The sequence below is a fragment of the Nocardia sp. NPDC050710 genome (assembly GCF_040654375.1).
Classification (GTDB): domain Bacteria; phylum Actinomycetota; class Actinomycetes; order Mycobacteriales; family Mycobacteriaceae; genus Nocardia.
The window spans coordinates 990571-1009880 of the sequence record NZ_JBFAHV010000001.1 but is presented as its reverse complement, the minus strand read 5'-3'; the positions used below and the strand labels follow the sequence as shown (position 1 = coordinate 1009880).

18 protein-coding genes are annotated in these 19310 nt (G+C 68.4%); 13 read left to right on the top strand and 5 right to left on the bottom strand.

Going from position 1 to position 19310, the window contains the following annotated elements; genetic code table 11:
* Nucleotides 1-62: 62 nt before the first annotated feature.
* A complete protein-coding gene (locus tag AB0H61_RS04730) occupies nt 63-1661 on the top strand; it encodes a PucR family transcriptional regulator (RefSeq protein ID WP_357299180.1) in 1599 nt (532 codons plus the stop codon).
* Nucleotides 1662-1699: 38 nt separating this feature from the next.
* On the opposite strand, the gene AB0H61_RS04725 is transcribed toward AB0H61_RS04730, so the two are convergent.
* On the bottom strand, nt 1700-2953 hold the full coding sequence (locus AB0H61_RS04725; RefSeq protein WP_357299178.1) for a helix-turn-helix domain-containing protein: 1254 nt from the start codon (nt 2951-2953) through the stop codon (nt 1700-1702).
* 254 nt (nt 2954-3207) lie between these two features.
* Between AB0H61_RS04725 and AB0H61_RS04720 the strand changes: the two genes are divergently transcribed.
* The 3 genes from AB0H61_RS04720 to AB0H61_RS04710 all read left to right on the top strand — a co-directional run bounded on the left by AB0H61_RS04720 (nt 3208) and on the right by AB0H61_RS04710 (nt 6336).
* A complete protein-coding gene (locus AB0H61_RS04720; protein WP_357299175.1) occupies nt 3208-4359 on the top strand; it encodes an alpha/beta fold hydrolase in 1152 nt (383 codons plus the stop codon).
* A gap of 9 nt (nt 4360-4368) precedes the next feature.
* Nucleotides 4369-5517, top strand: coding sequence for a helix-turn-helix domain-containing protein (locus AB0H61_RS04715; protein WP_357299173.1), 1149 nt, complete (start codon nt 4369-4371; stop codon nt 5515-5517).
* Between the two features lie 189 nt (nt 5518-5706).
* On the top strand, nt 5707-6336 hold the full coding sequence (locus AB0H61_RS04710; RefSeq protein ID WP_357299171.1) for a metal-dependent phosphohydrolase: 630 nt from the start codon (nt 5707-5709) through the stop codon (nt 6334-6336).
* Nucleotides 6337-6370: 34 nt separating this feature from the next.
* On the opposite strand, the gene yaaA is transcribed toward AB0H61_RS04710, so the two are convergent.
* Nucleotides 6371-7114 (bottom strand): peroxide stress protein YaaA, encoded by a 744-nt coding sequence (gene yaaA, locus AB0H61_RS04705; protein ID WP_357299168.1) that lies wholly within the window; start codon nt 7112-7114, stop codon nt 6371-6373.
* 136 nt (nt 7115-7250) lie between these two features.
* Between yaaA and AB0H61_RS04700 the strand changes: the two genes are divergently transcribed.
* The 3 genes from AB0H61_RS04700 (at nt 7251) to AB0H61_RS04690 (ending at nt 11403) form a co-directional block, all read left to right on the top strand.
* Nucleotides 7251-8999: a proline--tRNA ligase gene (locus tag AB0H61_RS04700; protein WP_357299166.1), complete on the top strand. Its 1749-nt coding sequence runs from the start codon at nt 7251-7253 to the stop codon at nt 8997-8999.
* A 65-nt stretch (nt 9000-9064) separates the two neighbouring features.
* Nucleotides 9065-9418 carry a hypothetical protein gene (locus AB0H61_RS04695; protein ID WP_357299163.1) on the top strand — a complete coding sequence of 118 codons (354 nt, stop codon included), beginning with the start codon at nt 9065-9067 and terminating at the stop codon, nt 9416-9418.
* A gap of 233 nt (nt 9419-9651) precedes the next feature.
* Nucleotides 9652-11403, top strand: coding sequence for an acyl-CoA dehydrogenase family protein (locus tag AB0H61_RS04690; protein ID WP_357299160.1), 1752 nt, complete (start codon nt 9652-9654; stop codon nt 11401-11403).
* Nucleotides 11404-11499: 96 nt separating this feature from the next.
* Here the strand turns inward: AB0H61_RS04690 and AB0H61_RS04685 are convergent, their stop codons facing one another.
* From AB0H61_RS04685 to AB0H61_RS04675, 3 genes are all read right to left on the bottom strand, one after another.
* Nucleotides 11500-11679 (bottom strand): hypothetical protein, encoded by a 180-nt coding sequence (locus AB0H61_RS04685; protein ID WP_357299157.1) that lies wholly within the window; start codon nt 11677-11679, stop codon nt 11500-11502.
* Between the two features lie 116 nt (nt 11680-11795).
* Nucleotides 11796-12230, bottom strand: a complete 435-nt coding sequence (locus tag AB0H61_RS04680; RefSeq protein ID WP_357299153.1) for a ferritin-like domain-containing protein — start codon at nt 12228-12230, stop codon at nt 11796-11798.
* A complete protein-coding gene (locus AB0H61_RS04675) occupies nt 12227-12871 on the bottom strand; it encodes a hypothetical protein (RefSeq protein ID WP_357299151.1) in 645 nt (214 codons plus the stop codon). The genes AB0H61_RS04680 and AB0H61_RS04675 overlap by 4 nt, the downstream gene beginning before the upstream one ends.
* Before the next feature lie 229 nt (nt 12872-13100).
* On the opposite strand from AB0H61_RS04675, the gene rimP reads away from it, so the two are divergent.
* From rimP to rbfA, 6 genes are all read left to right on the top strand, one after another.
* A complete protein-coding gene (rimP, locus tag AB0H61_RS04670) occupies nt 13101-13748 on the top strand; it encodes a ribosome maturation factor RimP (protein WP_357299148.1) in 648 nt (215 codons plus the stop codon).
* On the top strand, nt 13745-14773 hold the full coding sequence (nusA, locus tag AB0H61_RS04665; RefSeq protein WP_357299146.1) for a transcription termination factor NusA: 1029 nt from the start codon (nt 13745-13747) through the stop codon (nt 14771-14773). Before rimP ends, nusA begins: the two co-directional genes overlap by 4 nt.
* A 92-nt stretch (nt 14774-14865) precedes the next feature.
* Entirely contained in the window at nt 14866-15285 is a 420-nt protein-coding gene (locus tag AB0H61_RS04660; RefSeq protein WP_357299892.1) for a YlxR family protein, read from the top strand.
* 109 nt (nt 15286-15394) lie between these two features.
* Nucleotides 15395-18388 carry a translation initiation factor IF-2 gene (gene infB / locus AB0H61_RS04655; protein WP_357299143.1) on the top strand — a complete coding sequence of 998 codons (2994 nt, stop codon included), beginning with the start codon at nt 15395-15397 and terminating at the stop codon, nt 18386-18388.
* 149 nt (nt 18389-18537) lie between these two features.
* Nucleotides 18538-18828, top strand: coding sequence for a DUF503 domain-containing protein (locus AB0H61_RS04650; RefSeq protein WP_357299889.1), 291 nt, complete (start codon nt 18538-18540; stop codon nt 18826-18828).
* Nucleotides 18829-18863: 35 nt separating this feature from the next.
* Nucleotides 18864-19310 carry a 30S ribosome-binding factor RbfA gene (rbfA, locus tag AB0H61_RS04645; RefSeq protein ID WP_357299141.1) on the top strand — a complete coding sequence of 149 codons (447 nt, stop codon included), beginning with the start codon at nt 18864-18866 and terminating at the stop codon, nt 19308-19310.

Below are 19310 nucleotides of genomic sequence, written 5' to 3'. Positions count from 1 at the left end.
TCATGGTCCCCGAGCGCCCGACGATATGTACGCGATTCCGGATTTCGTATTACGATTCGTCGGTGTTGCTCTCGGTTGCCGATGTGCTGGCGATGCCGGTGGTCCGCGCGGGTCGGCCGGTTGTCGTCGGCGGGGGTGCGCTGGACCGTCCGGTGCGCTGGGTGCATGTCAGCGATATCCCCGATGTGGCCGAACTGCTGGTCGGCGGCGAGCTCATCCTGACCACCGGGCAGGCGCTGACCCGCGGTGACGCCGCGACGGTCGACTATCTGACCTCGCTCGCCGCGGCCGGGGTGGCGGGGGTCGTGGTGGAGCTGGGCAGTTTCGTTCCCGAGTTGGGGCCGGTGGTGGCACGCACCGCCGACGCTCTCGGGCTGCCGGTGATCGCGCTGCATCGGGTGACCCGATTCGTCGAGATCACCGAGGCGGTGCACCGGGTGATCGTGGCCGATCAGTACGCCGAGCTCGAGTTCGCGCGGACGGTGCACGAGACCTTCACCGAATTGAGCGTGCGCCGCGCCGCGCTGGCCGAGATCGTGAAAACCGCCGCGGGCATGTTGGACGCCTCGGTGGTGCTCGAAGACCTCTCGCGCCGGGTGCTCGCATCGACCGCGCGGCACACCACCGCCTCGGCCATCCTGGAGAACTGGGAGACCACCTCGCGACTGCTGCCCGACGGCTGGGACGTGGTCGCGGTCGGCCCCCACCATCAACGCTGGGGCAGGCTGATCCTGCGTTCGGATCGGGTCCCGACTCCGCGCGCGCGGATGGTCCTGGAACGCGCCGCGCAGACGCTCACACTGCACCGGATGATCGAAAAGGACCGCTTCGGACTGCATCGCCAGGCGCAGACCGGGCTGATCGACGATATGGTCAACGGCCGGGTGCTCGACGAGCGCGATGCGCAGGCCAGAGCCGCGGCACTGGGTCTGGCGCGTCGTGCCCGCTACGTGCCGCTGGCGATCGACGTCGCGGCCCTCGCCGAATCGGATCCGGTGGCCAGGCAGCGGCGCAGTGCGGGCGTGCTCGAAGCGGTGACCCACGCCCTCGGGCTGACCAGAGCCACCGCGCTGAGTGGCGCCGAGCACGGCGATCGGGTGGGGCTGATCCTGGCGGTGGCGCGCACCGCGGATCTGGAGGCGAATCTGCGCACGGTCTGCACCGCGATGCTGGCCGAGGTACGCCGCGTCGACGGGGTGCGCCGGGCGGTCATCGGCGCGGGCGCCGAATCCGATTCGCTGCTCGATACCGCGCGGGAGTTGGCGCATGCCGCGCATATCGCGGAAGTGGCACTCTCGCTGGACAGTTCGACGTCACGGCCGTTCTACCGCAGCGCCGATGTGCGGCTGCGCGGGCTGCTGTCGCTGATCCGCGACGAACCCGGGGTACAGGGTTTCGCCGAGACCGAGCTGAGTGCGTTGCTGCGCTACGACATTCGGCACGCGGGGGATCTGGCCGGAACATTGCGGCAATTCCTGGATCTGGCGGGCAATAAGACCGAGCTCGCGCGGCGGCTGAATATCAGCCGTCCGACGCTCTACGACCGTTTGGCCCGCATCGAGCGAATTCTGGATGTGGATCTGGACGACGGCGAGTCGCGCACCTCACTGCACACCGCCCTGCTCATCCGGGATCTGACCGCGCACGCGGACCAGCTCTGACCGGCGAAAACCACTGCGCGGGTGCGAATGCGGTGGGCTCAGCGGTGCTCGTCGCCGTCCTTCGGATCCGTGGGCGGGTACAGGCGGTGGATGGTCAGCGATGCCGCGAGCAGGCGGGAATTATTCGGTTCGGTCGGGTCTATGCCGGTGAGTTCGGCGACACGGCGCAGGCGGTAGGTGAAGGTATTGGGGTGGACGTGGAGGCGGGCCGCGGCGGTTTTGCGGTCGGAACCGTAGCGTAGATGGGCTTCGAGGGCTTCCAGGAGGTGGGGGTTGCGCAATAGCGGGGTGATGCGCTTGGCCAGACGGTCGCGGGCCGAACCCGGCCGGGTGAGTTGGTATTCCAGGAGTAGGTCGTCGAGGCGGTAGACGCCGATGGGGCGACCGAGGAGGCGGGCGAGGGTGGCGAGTTCGGCGACTTCTTCTGCGGCGTCGGGAAGTTCGGCGCGCGGGACCGCGCGACATTCGGCGAGATAGGTGGGCGCGCCGAATTGGTCGGCGAGATCCGCGGCCAAGGCGGCGTGGCGAGCCGAGTCGGGTTCGGCATCGGAATGCACCGGCAGCAGGGCGATTCCGGCGGAGCCGTCGAAGTTGACAAGGGCGGTGCCATTGGTGAGCGCGTCGAGGGTGCGGTGCAGAATTCGGATGCGCCGCCGGGCCAGCAGGTCGGCCACCGGGTTGGGCTGATCGTCGGGCCGGATGTGGATGCCGAGCACCGTATAGCGCTCGGTCAGCGGGGTATCGGCGCGGGCGGCCTGCTCATCGGCGGGCTGACCGCGCAGCAGCGCCGAACAGAGTTCTCGGCGGGCCTCCCGTTCGGCGTTGTAGATGGACTGTTCGACCTCGGTGTAGGTCTCCACGACGGTGATGTTGATATGCATCAGCAGATCGAGCAGGCGCGAGCCGATGACGACCAGATCATCTATTTCGGCGGGTGCCGCGAGTGCCGCGGCCTCGGCCAGCACCGTTTGCGCCGAACCGTGCATCGCCTCGATGAGGATCGACAGCGGGAATCGGTCCTCGGCGTGCCGGTGCGCGACGGGTGCGACGAAGGTCGCGACCTCGGCCCTGGTGAAGTCGCGCTCTTCGCCGATCGCTTGCAGTACGGCGCGCCCGCACGCGTAGATGGCGGGCAGCACCTCGGCGGTGAAATGTCCTTCGGGCAGATCTGCCGCGGGCGGGGTGGCGCCGAGACCGGCGGCGAGCATACGCTCGGCGATCTGCGGCCACCGGGTGAGGAGCCTGGCCACCAGCGGCGGGTCTTCGGTGATCGAGGCAGTTGCGACAGGCATGGGCCGATTGTGGCCGAGGACAGGGTGCGGGACAACGTTCCGGTTCCGGCTGCCAGAACTTTGTCGCCCGTGACAAGCTCGCGCGACCTTTCTTCGTCGGGTGGTGCAGTGACGTCCGTGACCACCGCGTTTTAGATTTCCTGTACCGCGATTTCCTGATGCCGTGCATCACATTCGGAACGGATTGTGCTCTGCGCCATATGCATTCGGTCGAGCGCGGAGACGACCTGATGGGAAGTACGGAAATGTTTGCAATGACGCAACGAGTGCGCCGCGCCGCCGCGGGCACCGCATTGATCGTGGGGCTCGCCCTCGCGCCTGGACTCGGCTCCGGGGTGGCGCCGGCCCAACCCGCCATCGAACCGGATCAGCAGTCCCTCGCCGACGCCATCACCGCCGGGCTCACGCCCGCGCCGGATGGAAGGCAGCCCAAGGCTGTCGTCGATACCGGAAGCAGCTCGGGGAGCAGCTCCGGCTGGGCCAAAAGCACCGCGTCCGCCGCCGTCGGCGAAGGACCTGAAATGTCGGCGGCGCTGGCCGCGTTCGCCTACGGACTCACACACCCGGATGCCGCGCCCGCGGGGGCCAATCGCTGGGACTGCACACCGAGCGCCGAACATCCGCGCCCGGTGGTGTTGCTGCACGGTACCTGGCTCAACGCCTTCGACACCTTCTCCGCACTCTCGCCGCGGCTGGCCCGCGCCGGATTCTGTGTCTTCGCCTTCAATTTCGGTCGGTCCGGACTGATGGAGGGCGGCGGCATCGGGTCCATCCTGCCCGGGCGCTACGGTGTCGGCCCGATGGAGGAATCCTCGCGCCAGCTCGCCGAATTCGTCGACCAGGTGCGCGCGGCGACCGGATCCGAGAAGGTCGATATCGTCGGCCACTCCCAGGGTGGGACGGTGGCCAATCGATACCTGAAGTTCGACGGCGGGGCCGATAAGGTCGAGAAATTGGTCACCCTCGGGGCCACCCACCATGGCACGTCGCTGATGGGAATCGCCACACTGGGCCGGGCCATCAACAACCTCGGCGTGAATATTCTCGGGTTCTACGAACCGATCGTCGGTCTGTCGAATATTCAGCAGGCGGTGGGTTCGCCGTTCTACGCGGCCCTCAACGCGAACGGCGATACGGTGCCGGGCGTCGAGTACACCGTCGTGGGGTCGCGCTGGGACGAGATCACCAACCCGTACGACTGGACGTTCCTGCGTGCGGGCGACGGGGCCACGGTGCACAACATCACCCTGCAGGCGGGCTGTGAACAGGATCTGTCCGATCATCTGACCTTCATGTACTCGCCGCGCGCGATATCCATCGTGCTCAATGCGTTGGATCCGGCCGGTCAACCGAATCTGGACTGCACGTTCAACCCCTGGTTGATCGGTGGCAGCGGCAGTTTCTGAGCGCGATCCATGGCAACCGCCCATATCGGTGTGCCCGCGGGGACGGCGCGGGCCACCGAGCGCATAGTGCGACAACTGCTCGAGGCCATCCCGCGGCAGGGCAGGCGGGGGAATGTACTGCGCGAGGAGATCAGCGGCATCGTCGCCAGTTGTCTCGACCTCGTGTCGAATACCGGGGTGGAACCGGTTGCCGGGATGGGGCGCATCCGCCGGGCCGCGGCGCGGTGGGCGGGTGTCGGGGTCCCCATCGACACCGTGCAGCGGCTGGTGCAGGAGGGCTTCCGACTGCACCTGGACGACCACCTCCATGAGGTGGCGTCGGAGACATTGCGGCATACCGAGATACGTCGTCTCATGGCGGCGATGTCCGCGGTCAACGCGACGGTCTCGACGGCGTACCTCGACCTCGCACCGCCCGGGGCGTTGGTCGATGGGTCGTCGGTGGACGCGGTCGCTCGCGCGCTGCTCGGTGGGCGTCGTACCTCGAAGATCGCCCGCGAATACGGCATGCCGGTCGCCGACCGCTACATCGTGTTCGCGGTGGCGGTCGACGATCTCAGCGCGGTGGGTATGCCGGGAACCGCTGTACCGCAGCATCTTCGGACGGTACTGGCGACACGGTCCGGACAACCCGTGCCCGCGCTGCTGAGCTCCCTCGGCGGCACCATCCTGGTGCCCGCGCCGTTCGTCGCCGACCGCGATCTGCACGACCTGATCGCGGCGACTCCGCTCATCGCGGCGGCGGTATCCGCGGCGCCCGAGCAGATCCCGTCCGCCGCCGACGACGCGCACGAACTGCTCGATATGGTGCAGCGCCTGTACGGCAGACCGGGCCTCTACCATTTCGAGGATCTCGCCCTCGAGTACCAGCTCACCCGGCCCGGACCCGGCCGCGACCGGCTCATCGCCCTGCTCGACCCGCTCGCCGATCATCCCGAACTCCTGCAGACGCTGCGCGAATATCTGAGCAATAACCTCAACCGCAGGCTCACCTCCCGGGCACTGCACATCCACCGGAACACCATCGACCACCGCCTCAAGCGGATCGGCCAGCTCACCGGACTCGACGCGACCGGGCCCGCCGCCTTGTGGCGGCTGCGTGCCGCGCTGATCGCGCACAGCTACACCCACCCCGGCGACGACCCGGCTCCGGGCTGAGAGTCATGGCGCTGACGCGCGGTCGATGATCCGCGGGCGCGGGTTCGCCGGTCAGCAGATAGCGCGGCGCGTTGTCGACCGGGGCGGCCTCCCCGCGGTGTTCGGGGGCGGCGGCGGTCGCCGGATCTGCCGCGCGGATCACACCCGAGTTCCGTTGTCCGCGACGGGGAGATTGCGGAGACTGAGGCCATGTACACCGCCGTCGAGAAGGATCTGCACGAGCGTTGGACGGCGCTGGCCGGGGAAGCCGCGCGGTCCGTGGGGGTCGAACTGGTCGGCCGATACGCGCAACAGCATCGGCGCTACCACACCGTGGACCATCTGGCCGCGATGTCGGCGGTCATCGACGACCTCGCGGGTGACGCCGACGATATCGAGGCGGTGCGGTACGCGGCCTTCTTCCACGACGCCATCTACGCCGTCGATCGCGCCGACAACGAGGAGCGCAGCGCGGAGCTGGCCGAGTCGGTGCTCGAATCACTCGGGGCCGCACCGGAACTCGTGCGCGAGGTGGGTCGGTTGGTGCGACTCACCGCGGGTCACGACCCGGAGCCCGACGACCACAACGGCGGTGTGTTGTGCGATGCCGACCTCGCGGTGCTGGCCGCCGATGGCCCCGGCTATGCCGCCTACGTCGCGGCCGTGCGCGCCGAATACCGGCATGTGCCCGACGAACTGTTCCGTGCCGGTCGCACCGCCGTCCTGCGCGGACTCGCCGGCCAGGACCGGCTCTTCCACACCCCCACGGCCCGCGCCCGCTACGAATCGGCCGCTCGGGCGAACCTGGCCCGGGAACTGGACCAGCTCGCCGCGCGGTAGCGGTGTGCGGAGCGGCCGCGATACCTGCGGCGGCTCAGGTGAGGACGAGCAGTTCGGTGGGCGAGGCGATTTCGGTGCGGAGACCCGCTTTGGTGGCGACGCGGGCGACGGCGCGGATATCGGTCGGGTCGGCTCGGGTGAGGACGAGGGCGCGGGCCAGCAGGCCCTTGTGATGTTTGTTGAAATGGCTCACCACGGTGCGGGTGCCGTCGGCGTGCTCGGTGAGCACATTCGCGGTGATGGCGCCGGGGACGCGACCGAGCTGCTGGTAGGTGCCGGAACGCAGATCGACGACGAGTTCACCCGCGGCCTCCGCGAGCAGGGCGTCGGACAGGTGGTCGCGCCAGAGAGCCGAAAGGGTCGGCAGGCCGGGGAGTTTGGAGCCGCCGGACAGACGGTAGGCGGGGATGTGGTCGCCCGCGCGGACCGCGCCGAACAGCGCGGATCCGATGCCGAGGCGGGCGAACGCCTTCTCCCGCTGCACCTTGGTGAAGGCTTTCGCGTCGAGCGCGTCGTAGAGCACGCCGGTATAGCGCTCCAGCGCGGGCCGGGTGGGGGAAGTGCGCAGCGCGGCATTGCGGGCGACCTCGGCGTCAGCCCCCTTACCAAGGCCGAGCGCCGTACGCGAGGCATCCGGATCGGCGGCGAGCTGGATCAGCTCGGTGACGAGTTTGTCGCGCACCGCGGTGAGCTGCGGCATCGCGAGATCCGACAGCTCCAGGGGCGCGTCGGCACCGCCGTCGGACTTGGTTTCGGAGGGAGGCAGCAGGACCAGCACGAGCGGTAACGGTACCGGCGCGAGCGGTCAGGGCTCGGAGGCGGTAGCTTGCGTAACCGCGTAAGAGCACCCGCTCATGCCGGATAAGGCTAATGCCTTGCAGACACCCCGTGGCCAGCGACTACGCTGAGCACCCGTGATCACCCGCCTCTCACGCCTGTTCCTGCGAACCCTGCGCGACGATCCCGCCGACGCCGAGGTGCCCAGCCACAAACTGCTCGTCCGCGCCGGATACGTGCGCCGCGTCGCCCCGGGTGTCTACTCGTGGCTGCCGCTGGGCCTGCGTGTGCTGCGTCGGGTGGAGGACATCGTCCGGGAAGAAATGGACGCCATGGGCGGCCAGGAGATTTCGCTGCCCGCGCTGCTGCCGCGCGAACCGTACGAGACCACCAACCGCTGGACCGAATACGGCGACGGTCTGTTCCGGTTGCAGGACCGCAAGAAGGCCGACTATCTGCTCGGCCCCACCCACGAGGAGTTGTTCGCGCTCACCGTGAAGGGTGAATACAACTCGTACAAGGATCTGCCGGTCACGCTCTACCAGATCCAGACCAAGTACCGCGATGAGGAGCGTCCGCGCGCGGGCATCCTGCGTGGTCGCGAGTTCATCATGAAGGACTCGTACTCCTTCGATCTGGACGAGGCGGGCCTGGAGAACAGCTACCGGGCGCACCGCGACGCCTACCAGCGCATCTTCGAGCGTCTCGGCGTCCGGTACGTCATCGTCGCCGCCACTTCCGGCGCGATGGGCGGCAGCGCGTCCGAGGAATTCCTGGCGGAGAGCCCGGTCGGTGAGGACACCTACGTGCGCTCCGTCGAATCCGGGTACGCGGCGAATGTCGAGGCCGTGGTCACCCCCGCGCCCGCACCGCTGCCGATCGAGGGTCTGCCCGCGGCCGTCGTACACGACACCCCGGACACCCCGACCATCGCGACGCTGGTCGACTGGGCCAATGCGGCGGGTGTCTACGACCGCCCGGTCACCGCGGCCGACACCCTGAAGAACGTCATGGTGAAGCTGCGGCACCCGGACGGCAAAACCGAGATTCTCGGCATCGGCATTCCCGGTGATCGCGACGTCGACGACAAGCGGCTCGGCGCGTCGGTCGAACCCGCCGAGGTGGAGTTGCTCACCGAGGCCGATTTCGCCGCCAACCCATTCCTGGTGAAGGGTTACATCGGTCCGAAGGCGCTGCAGGACAACGGTGTTCGTTACCTGGTCGATCCGCGCGTCGGTACCGGAACCAGCTGGATCACCGGTGCGGACGTCCAGGGCAAGCATGTCGTCGGCCTCGTCGCCGGGCGTGACTTCACCCCGGACGGCACCATCGAGGCCGCCGTGATCCGCGATGGCGACCCCTCGCCGGACGGCCACGGCACCCTGGTCTCCGCGCGCGGTATCGAGATCGGCCATATCTTCCAGCTCGGTTACAAGTACACCGACGCCTTCGAGGTCGACGTGCTCGGTGAGAACGGCAAGCCGGTCCGCCTGATCATGGGGTCCTACGGTATCGGCGTCTCCCGCATGGTCGCGGTGATCGCCGAACAGCAGCACGACGACAAGGGCCTGCGCTGGCCGGCCGAGGTCGCCCCGTTCGACGTACACGTCGTCATCGCGAACAAGGACGAGGCCGCCCGGGCCGGCGCCGAACAGGTCGTCGCGGGCCTCGATGCCCAGGGCCTCGACGTCCTCTTCGACGACCGCACCGCCTCGCCGGGTGTGAAGTTCAAGGACGCCGAACTCCTCGGCATGCCGTGGGTTCTCGTCATCGGTCGCGGCTGGGCCGAAGGCAAGGTCGAACTGCGCAACCGCTTCACCGGCGAGGCCGAGGAAATCCCGGCCGATACCGCCGTCGAAACCGTCATCGCGAAGCTTCGCGCCTGACACGCTGACGGCTCCGAATACGCGGCCTCCGGTTCACCCGAACCGGAGGCCGTTCTCATGCGCAGGTGGTGCCGGTTGTCGCGGCCGCGGGAATCCGGCACCCTGCGATGGTGGAGGTATGGCGACACGGCAACAGGCTGTTCGAGGTGATTTCGTCCTACAGCCTGCCCGACGATGCATGGAGTTACGAGCTGATCGAGTTGGCCGACTCGATCGGCTCGGTCGCCTACTTGAACATCCGCATACCCGACGCTTCCCCTCTGGACGGGCCGTTCGTCCCGGTGGATGCCGCGCTGGCCGACGTGCATTTCGGTGAGGGCAGCGTGCCATGGCCGATCCTGCGTCGCTTCATCGACCACATCGAGAGATCGGGTGATATCCGAAGTCGGGCCCCCGGCGGTTCGGTACCCGGCGAGTGAGTGTCGCCGTCCGTCCCGGGCGACGCGCAGCGGTGGTCCGGCGTCGGCATTGTGGTGTGGGTCGACGAGCGATTGGCGCAGTCGTAACGACCGTGTGTCCGGTCCCAGACCGCGGCGCGGGTGAGAGGGTGGGTGAATCGTGTTCTACCTACGGCTCCGTAGGCTGAATTTGCTGGTTACTTATTGGGTGTACCCCGCGCCACGTGCCATTACCCGCTGGTAAGTTAACCCGCATGACAAGCACCGACGCATTGTTGTTCAACCCGGCCACCTATGACCCGCAGCAGTTCGACGCGGAGACCCGGCGGCTGCTGAAGGCCACCATCGAGTGGTTCGAGTCGAAGGGCAAGGCGCAGTTGCTGGCCGATGACCAGGACGCGCTGTGGGTGGCGGAGTTCCTGGACTTCGTCAAGAAGGAAAAGCTGTTCGCGACGTTCCTGACCCCCGCCGCCTACGCCGACGGCGATCCCAACCGGCGCTGGGACGCCGCGCGCAATGCGGCGCTGTCGGAGATCTTCGGGTTCTACGGACTGGCGTACTGGTACGCCGAACAGGTCACCATCCTCGGCCTCGGCCCGATCTGGCAGAGCAAGAACGAAGCGGCCAAGAAGCAGGCGGCGGCGGATCTGGCCGACGGCCAGGTGATGGCGTTCGGCCTGTCCGAGCAGTCGCACGGCGCCGATATCTACAACACCGACCTGGTGCTCACCCCAACCGAACCGGGTAGCGCCGACGCCGAGGCCGGAATCCTGTTCCGCGCCAACGGCGAGAAGTACTACATCGGCAACGGCAATGTGGCGAGCATGGTTTCGGTGTTCTCGCGTCGCGCCGATATCGAGGGCGCCGACGGCTACGTGTGGTTCGCCGCGGACAGCAGGCACCAGAATTACGAGCTCATCGACAATGTGGTGCACGGCCAGATGTTTGTGAGCAACTTCCGGCTCGACAACTACCCGGTGCGCGCCGAGGACATCCTGCACACCGGCCCCGAGGCCTTCTCCGCGGCGCTGAACACCGTCAATGTCGGCAAGTTCAACCTGTGCCACGGCGGCATCGGCATGGTGGAGCATTCGTTCTACGAGGCCATTACGCACGCCAACAACCGGATCCTGTACGGCAACCCGGTGACCCGATTCCCGCATGTGCGTGGCAATTTCGTCGACGCCTACAGCCGCATCGTCGCGATGAAGCTGTTCAGCGACCGTGCCGTGGACTACTTCCGCAGCGCGAGCCTCGAGGATCGCCGCTACCTGCTGTTCAACCCGATGACGAAGTCGAAGGTGACCTCCGAGGGCGAGATCGTCATGACCCTGCTGCTGGATGTGCTGGCGGCCAAGGGCTTCGAGAAGAACACCTACTTCAACGAGGTCGCCCGGCTGATCAACACGCTGCCCCGGTTGGAGGGCACCGTGCACGTGAACGTCGGCCAGATCCTGAAGTTCATGCCGAACTACCTGTTCAACCCGAAGGACTACCCGGAGGTCGGCACCCGCCAGGACGCGGCCGACGACGAGTTCTTCTGGCGTCAGGGCCCGGCCCGCGGCGCGGGCAAGGTGCAGTTCGCAGACTGGACCCCGGTGTACGACAAGCACACCGACGTCCCGAACGTGGCCCGCTTCTACGAGCAGGCCCAGGCGCTGCGCACGCTGTTGATGACCGCCGCCCCGGATGAGGCCCAGCAGAAGGATCTGGACTTCATGCTGACCATCGGCCACCTGTTCTCCCTGGTGGTCTACGGCCAGTTGGTGCTGGAGCAGGCCGCGATCACCGGCCTGGACCGCGACGTACTGGATCAGATCTTCGACTTCCAGGTCCGCGACTTCAACGGCTACGCCACCGCGCTGTACGGCAAGCCGTCGGCCAGCGCGGCTCAGCAGGAATGGGCGATCGGCGCGCTGCGCACCCCCATCGCCGACCGGGAGCGTTTCGATCGCGTGTGGGCACAGGTGGCGTCCTACGACGGCGCCTACGAGATGCGTCCGTAACTCACCACATCCGAACGGCCGGTCCCGGATCTCTTCCGGAACCGGCCGTTCGCGTCCTGCCGCCCGCCCGGCGTCGGGGCAGGGACGCCGCGCGGGTCAGACCAGGTACAGGTCGACGACCAGATCGGCGGAATCGGGTTCGCCGGTTGGCGATCCGCAGGTGTCCGCCTCGGTGTCGCGCACCTCGCCCGATGCGGACCCGGCGGTGAGGAACGCCGACACGGCGGCCAGGACGATGACGAGCAGAATGCACGTGCGGCGAGTGGAACGGGTCATGAATTCTGTCCTCCGGCAATCCCATTGGGCGGCGGTGCGATAACGAAGAGCTATTCGGTGCGGAGGACGCCGGGGATGGCAGGCGGTTCGCGCGGCGGGATGCCCCGCCGCGCGGGTCAGGTACGGCCGGGGAATGCGATCGTCGGCGGGTTCGCTCCGAGGATCGTCTGCCAGGTCGCTTGGCGCAGTGCGCTTTCGGTGAGGGCGTCGATGCCGAGGCGCCGGAGGGGTTCGGTTTCGGCGCGCTCGACCACCGCGCGCCAGGCGACGGCGGTGTCGTTTTCCACGGTGACGGCCAGTTCGGCGGCCGGGATGGGATCGTCCACCGGGAACGGGGTGGTGTAGGCGGCGTCCGGGGCGGGCACGGTGATCTCGGCGGCCGACAGCGCTTCGATCGTGGCATCGCGGCGGGCGCGGTGCGCGGCCGTGTGCTGGGCGACCAGGCGCGTGCGCTCGGGAGCGGCGTAGGCGGCGATCACACCGTAGGCGTACACCGCGGCGTACTCGGCATTCAATGCGTCGAGCAGCGCCTGACGTTCGGCGTCGGTCATGCCAGCAATACTCCCGCCTGGGTCGCGCAGGCCGCGCTGATGGAGGCCAGCAGCCCGGCCCGGTAACCGAACTGGGTGCGGGCCACATCGGCGGCGGACAGCTGGGATCGGGTGAGCTGGTCGCGCAGCTGTTCGACGGTCGGTGGTGCGGTGGGCGGCGCCGCTGGATCGGCGGCGGGGGAGGCGGCCGAACCGGAGCGCGGCGGGTTCACCTGGGCGGTGCGGTGCACCGGGGTGGTTCCGTCGCCGTAGACCCCGATCACCCGATTCATCTCGGCGCGCAGCGCGTCCGCGTGTTCGGTGCGCTGTGCCGCGATCGCGTTCAGCGCGGACTGTCGCTGCGGCGCCAGCGCGATCGCCGCGCTCGCGGCCGCGGCGTCGGCGCGCGCCAGAACCTCTTGCGCGGCAAGCGGATCGGGCAGGTAGATCGGTTCCTCGGCGCAGCCCACCGCCGCACCGAGTGCGAAGGCGCCCACCACGCCGCTGCCCGCGAGCCGAAATGCGGTGCGCCGGTCCAGACCACGCCGCGCCCCGCGGTCGGCCGGGCGACGGATATCGGCCGAGACGCCGGGATCGGGCCGGTCGGTGGAACTGCCGGAGGTGCACCCGGCGCGCGGCGGGGCAAGGGGGCGGATGGGCACGGGACCATCGTGCCAGATTCGCGGGGCGGCTCCGACCGGGGCGCGGACCGGTCCTCGGAGCGCCGACCGCAGCGGGCATACCCAGCAAACTTGCCTATGGCCGCTGGTCCTTTACACTCTCGTGGCGCGTTACGCTAGACCTTCGGTACAGAAATTTACCGCTAGCGCCTGCTTGCAGGTCGCCCGAAAAGACCAGCCGCGTCACAACTGAACCAGGAGCCGCCCCACCATGCCGATGCCGACCGAGGAAAGGGTGAGCCAGCTAGTTGCTGGACTCGTCGAACGCCGAGGATTCGATCTCGAGGGCGTCGAGATCTCGACGGCAGGTAAGCATGCGGATGCGCAGGCCCGAGTGAAAGTGACCGTCGACAGCGACGGCACCTCCGATCTGGACACCATCGCCACGTTGAGCCACGAACTCTCGGAGGTGCTCGACGAGGCCGGTGATTTCGGCGAGACGCCGTATCTGCTCGAGGTCTCCACCCCGGGCATCGGCCGTCCGCTCACCGCCGCCCGCCACTGGCGCCGCGCCCAGGGTCGCAAGGTTCGGATAACCCTGCGCCCCGGAGCGGAACCACCGGATCCGGGTGGATCGACGCGATTCGAGGCCCGGGTCGGCGCGCTGGACGAGGATTCGGTGGCGCTGGTGCTCGGCGGTAAACAGAAACCGCACCGGGTACCGGTCCCGCTGGCCGATATCGCCGAGGCAGTGGTGCAGGTCGAGTTCAACCCGCCCGGCGCGCGGGAAATGGAACTCGCGGGCGGAGTCGTGCCCGGCAGGCCCGTACCGGGACAGGATGCCGAAGATGTCCAAGGAAATACCCATGCAGTATCCGTAACAGCGTCCGATTCGCCGACCGAAGGGATCGTGGAATGAACATCGAAATCGAAGCCCTGCGCGCGATTGTCGCCGACAAGGGGATCTCGATCGAGACGGTGATCTCCGCGATCGAGTCGGCGCTGCTCACCGCGTACCGCCATACCGAGGGCCACCAGCCCAATGCGCGTATCGATATCAATCAGAAGACCGGCGTGGTCCGGGTGATGGCGCGTGAGCTCGACGCCGACGGCAACGTCATCTCCGAATGGGACGACACCCCGGAGGGATTCGGCCGGATCGCCGCGACCACGGCGCGCCAGGTGGTGCTGCAGCGGCTGCGCGACGCCGAGAACGAGAAGTCCTTCGGCGAGTTCTCCACGCACGAGGGCGACATCGTCGGCGGTGTGGTCCAGCGCGATGCCCGCGCCAACGCGCGCGGCACCGTGGTGGTGCGCATCGGTAGCGAGTTACACGGTGCGGAGGGCCTGATTCCGCCCGCCGAGCAGGTGCCCGGCGAGACCTACGAACACGGCGACCGCATCAAGTGCTACGTGGTCGGCGTCTCGCGTGGCCCGCGTGGCCCGCAGATCACCCTGTCGCGGACCCACCCGAACCTGGTTCGCCGGTTGTTCGCGCTGGAGGTTCCGGAGATCGCGGACGGTTCGGTGGAGATCGTGGCGGTGGCCCGCGAGGCCGGGCACCGCTCCAAGATCGCGGTGCGCTCCACGGTGCCCGGCGTCAACGCCAAGGGCGCGTGTATCGGCCCGATGGGTCAGCGGGTGCGCAATGTGATGAGCGAGCTGGCGGGCGAGAAGATCGACATCATCGATTTCGCCGAGGATCCGGCTACCTTCGTCGGCAACGCACTGTCCCCGTCGAAGGTGGTCTCGGTCACTATTGTCGACGCCGAGGCGCGCGCGGCCCGGGTCGTTGTCCCGGATTTCCAGCTGTCGCTGGCGATCGGCAAGGAGGGTCAGAACGCCCGTCTGGCGGCCCGGCTCACGGGCTGGCGCATCGATATCCGTAGCGATGCCGCCCCTGACATGGGCGGCAGCGTGCGGACGGAGGCGCACCGAAGTTGACGGAGGGCGGCGCGCCACGGCGCGCTTCGGTCGGTCCGGCGAGCCGTGAACCGGATCGGGCGAATCGGGAATCGAGCAGCCGGGATGACATGTTGGTAACTTCCGCGGGGGCGGGGTTCGGTGTTCCGGGCGGGACAGCGGTAGAGTGGTCACAGGTTCAGCGCGAGCCTTCGGTTTCCCGGCAGGAAAGCACCATCGAGCAAGACCCGGCGCCCCAGCGCCCGTCGGCTCCGGTGCGGACATGTATCGGGTGCCGGAAGCGCGAGTTGGCCGTCGATCTGTTGCGGATCGTGGCGCAAGATCGGGATTCCGGTGACGGATCCCGTATCGTCGCGATCGTTCCCGATCCGCGGCGCAGACTTCCCGGGAGGGGTGCCTGGTTGCACCCCCTTTCGTCTTGTCTGAGCACCGCAGAACGACGCCGAGCATTCGGCAGAGCACTACGAGTGTCCGGACATCTGGATATCTCAGCCCTGGAGCATTACCTCGAGAACAGGCACGAGCACTCATGAGCACACCGTGAAGTACCAACGATGAACGTCCATCGGAGATAACCCGAGGTCGTGCGGGCCGCCGTCCCCTGAACCGGCGGAGCTGCTCGACCTCTCAGTGAGGAGAGCAGTGGCAGGCAAGGCCCGCGTGCACGAGTTGGCCAAAGAACTCGGTGTCACGAGCAAAGAACTACTCGCGAAGCTCAAGGAGCAGGGCGAGTTCGTGAAGTCGGCGTCCTCGACGGTGGAAGCACCCGTCGCACGTCGGCTGCGTGAGTCGCTGGCGGCGAAGTCCGCGCCGGCAGACTCCAAGACCGGGGCGCGCCCCGGTCCCGCTTCGCAGGCCCGTCCGGCCGCGAAGCCCGCTGCGGGGGGTCCGCGCCCCGGTCCCCGTACCCCGGCTCCGGCGCAGCCCGCCGCCCCGGCCGCGGCCGCTCCGGCGACCCCGGTCGTCGCGTCGACCCCGGCTCCGGCTCCTTCCCGTCCGTCCGAGGGCGTGCGCCCCGGACCGGTCGTGAAGCCGGGCCCGGTGACTCCGGCCCCCGCGCCCGCTCAGGAATCGGCTCCGGTCGCCAAGGCCGCTCCGGCCCCGACCGGTCCGCGCCCGACCCCGGGTGCGCCGCGTCCCGGCCAGCAGCAGCGTCCCGGCGCTCCGGCGCAGGGTGGTCCGCGTCCGGGTGGTCCGAAGCCCGGCCCCAAGACCCCGCGGGTCGGCAACAACCCCTATTCCTCGGCGCCCGCTCCCGAGCGTGAGCGCGCGCCGCGTCCGGCTCCCGGCCAGGGTGGTCCGCGTCCGGGTCCGGCCCAGGGCGGTCCGCGTCCGGGTCCGGCGCAGGGTGGTCCGCGTCCCGGCCAGGGCCCGGGTGGTCCGCGTCCGGCCGCAGCTCAAGGCGGCGGCCCCCGTCCGGGTGGTCCGCGGCCGAGCCCCGGCTCGATGCCGCCGCGTCCGAATCCCGGTGCCATGCCGCAGCGTTCGGCGCGTCCGGGTCCGGGCGGCGGTGCCGGTGCGGGTCGTCCGGGTCGTCCCGGTGGCGGTCCCGGTGGCGCCGGTCGTCCCGGCGGCGGTGGCGGTGGCTACCGCGGCGGTGGCGGTGGCGGCACGGGTGCGCCCGGTGCCGGTGCCGGTGCGGGTGCTCCCGCGGCGGGCGGCTTCCGTGGTCGCCCCGGTGGCGGCGGTCGTCCGGGTGGCCCCGGTGGTCGCGGTGGTGCGGCCGGTGCGTTCGGTCGCCCCGGTGGTGCGCCGCGTCGTGGCCGCAAGTCGAAGCGGGCGAAGCGCGCCGAGTACGAGAGCATGCAGGCGCCCGCCGTCGGCGGCGTGCGGCTGCCGCGCGGCAACGGCGAGATCATCCGGCTCGCCCGCGGCGCCTCGCTGTCGGACTTCGCGGAGAAGATCGACGCGAACCCGGCTGCCTTGGTGCAGGCCCTGTTCAACCTCGGTGAGATGGTCACCGCGACCCAGTCGGTGAACGACGAGACCCTCGAGCTGCTCGGCAGCGAGATGAACTACGTCGTGCACGTGGTCAGCCCCGAGGACGAGGACCGCGAGCTGCTGGAATCGTTCGACCTGACCTACGGTGAGGACGAGGGCGGCGAAGAGGATCTCGAGCAGCGGCCGCCGGTGGTGACCGTCATGGGTCACGTCGACCACGGTAAGACCCGACTGCTGGACACCATCCGTAAGGCCAACGTCCGTGAGGGCGAGGCCGGCGGCATCACCCAGCACATCGGCGCCTACCAGGTGCTCACCCACCTGGGCGACACCGACCGGCTCATCACCTTCATCGACACCCCGGGTCACGAGGCGTTCACCGCCATGCGTGCCCGTGGTGCGAAGGCCACCGATATCGCGATCCTGGTGGTCGCCGCCGACGACGGCGTCATGCCGCAGACGGTGGAGGCGATCAACCACGCGCAGGCGGCCGACGTGCCGATCGTCGTGGCGGTCAACAAGATCGACAAGGAAGGCGCGAACCCGGACAAGATCCGGCAGCAGCTGACCGAATACAACCTGGTGGCCGAGGAATACGGTGGCGACACCATGTTCGTCGACATCTCCGCCAAGCAGGGCACCAATATCGAGCAGCTGCTCGAGGCGGTGCTGCTGACCGCGGACGCGGCGCTGGACCTGCGGGCCAACCCGGATATGGACGCGCAGGGTGTCGCCATCGAGGCGCACCTCGACCGCGGCCGTGGTCCGGTGGCCACGGTGCTGGTGCAGCGCGGCACGCTGCGCGTCGGCGACTCGATCGTCGCGGGCGATGCCTACGGTCGTGTGCGCCGCATGGTGGACGAGCACGGTGACGACGTCGACGCGGCCCTGCCGTCGCGGCCCGTCCAGGTCATCGGTTTCACATCGGTGCCCGGCGCCGGTGACAACCTGCTCGTCGTCGACGAGGACCGGATCGCTCGCCAGATCGCCGACCGGCGCAATGCGCGCAAGCGCAATGCCCTGGCCGCGCGTAGCCGCAAGCGGATCAGCCTGGAAGATCTGGATGCCGCGCTGAAGGAGACTTCGGAGCTGAACCTGATCCTCAAGGGCGACAACTCCGGTACCGTCGAGGCCCTCGAAGAGGCCCTCATGGGTATCGAGATCGACGACGAGGTGCGGCTGCGGGTGATCGACCGCGGTGTCGGTGGTGTCACCGAGACCAACGTCAACCTGGCGTCGGCGTCGAACGCGATCATCATCGGGTTCAACGTCCGGGCCGAGGGCAAGGCGACCGAACTGGCCAACCGCGAAGGCGTGGATATCCGGTACTACTCGGTGATCTACCAGGCCATCGACGAGATCGAGAAGGCCCTCAAGGGCATGCTCAAGCCGATCTACGAAGAGGTCGAGCTGGGTCGCGCCGAGATCCGGGCCATCTTCCGTTCGTCGAAGGTCGGCAATATCGCCGGTTGCATGGTTACCTCGGGCAGCGTGAAGCGCAACGCCAAGGCGCGTTTGCTCCGCGACAATGTGGTGATCGCCGAGACGATGTCCATCTCCTCGCTGAAGCGGGAGAAGGACGACGCCGTCGAGGTTCGCGAAGGTTTCGAGTGCGGTATGACCGTGACCTACAGCGATATCAAGGAAGGCGACATCATCGAGGCGTACGAGTTGCGCGAGAAGCCGCGCGACTGATCGATGGCCGGAACGCCGCGCCCCCCGATTCGGGGGGCGCGGCGTCCGATCTGGTCCGGCGCATGGCGGGGGCGTCGGGCACGGAGGCGATAGCCTGCGCGACCGTGCGGGGCCCGCTCCCATCGCAATTCAACACTGAAGAGGTGTCCGTGTACCTGGGTGCACTCGAATTCGACATCCTGCTCGGAGACGTGCATTCGCTCAAGGAGAAGCGCTCCGTGATCCGGCCGGTGCTGGCCGAATTGCAGCGCTTCGGGGTGAGTGCCGCCGAGGGTGGGGAACATGATCTGTATCGCCGCTCGTTGCTGGGGGTAGCCATGGTCAGTCCCGGAATGGGGCATCTGACCGAGGTGCTCGACAGATGTGAACGTCACGTCGCGGCGCGTCCGGAGTTACAGTTGCTGGCAGTACGCCGCCGGATCTTCGGACCCGAGGACTGAACTTTTTTCATAGTGAGAGTGAGGAGGAAACGGCCATGGTGGATCAAGCCAGGGCACGCCGACTCGCCAAGCGGATTTCCTCGATCGTGGCGACCGCGATCGAATACGAGATCAAGGATCCGCGGCTGCGTTTCGTGACGGTCACCGACGCGAAGGTCACCGGTGATCTACGCGAGGCGACGGTGTACTACACGGTCATGGGGGAAACCTTGGACGCCGAACCGGATTACGCGGCAGCGGCCGCAGGTCTGGAAAAGGCCAAGGGTGTGCTGCGCTCCAAGGTGGGTGCGGGGACCGGTGTGAAGTTCACCCCGACGCTGGCGTTCGTGCTGGACAAGGTGCCCGATGCCGCCCGCGAGATGGAGGAGCTGCTGGCGCGCGCCAGGGCCGCCGACGACGCGGTGGCGAAGGTGGCGGCCAACGCGACCCATGCCGGTGATGCCGACCCGTACAAGGTCGAGCGCGACGACGACGAGTCCTGA

Bases quoted from the DNA above. Each gene is read 5' to 3' on its own strand.
- AB0H61_RS04725 (WP_357299178.1), bottom strand. From the start codon at position 2,953: ATGCCTGTCGCAACTGCCTCGATCACCGAAGACCCGCCGCTGGTGGCC.
- AB0H61_RS04720 (WP_357299175.1), top strand. From the start codon at position 3,208: ATGACGCAACGAGTGCGCCGCGCCGCCGCGGGCACCGCATTGATCGTG.
- AB0H61_RS04715 (WP_357299173.1), top strand. From the start codon at position 4,369: ATGGCAACCGCCCATATCGGTGTGCCCGCGGGGACGGCGCGGGCCACC.
- AB0H61_RS04710 (WP_357299171.1), top strand. From the start codon at position 5,707: ATGTACACCGCCGTCGAGAAGGATCTGCACGAGCGTTGGACGGCGCTG.
- AB0H61_RS04690 (WP_357299160.1), top strand. From the start codon at position 9,652: ATGACAAGCACCGACGCATTGTTGTTCAACCCGGCCACCTATGACCCG.
- AB0H61_RS04685 (WP_357299157.1), bottom strand. From the start codon at position 11,679: ATGACCCGTTCCACTCGCCGCACGTGCATTCTGCTCGTCATCGTCCTG.
- AB0H61_RS04680 (WP_357299153.1), bottom strand. From the start codon at position 12,230: ATGACCGACGCCGAACGTCAGGCGCTGCTCGACGCATTGAATGCCGAG.
- rimP (WP_357299148.1), top strand. From the start codon at position 13,101: ATGCCGATGCCGACCGAGGAAAGGGTGAGCCAGCTAGTTGCTGGACTC.
- nusA (WP_357299146.1), top strand. From the start codon at position 13,745: ATGAACATCGAAATCGAAGCCCTGCGCGCGATTGTCGCCGACAAGGGG.
- rbfA (WP_357299141.1), top strand. From the start codon at position 18,864: ATGGTGGATCAAGCCAGGGCACGCCGACTCGCCAAGCGGATTTCCTCG.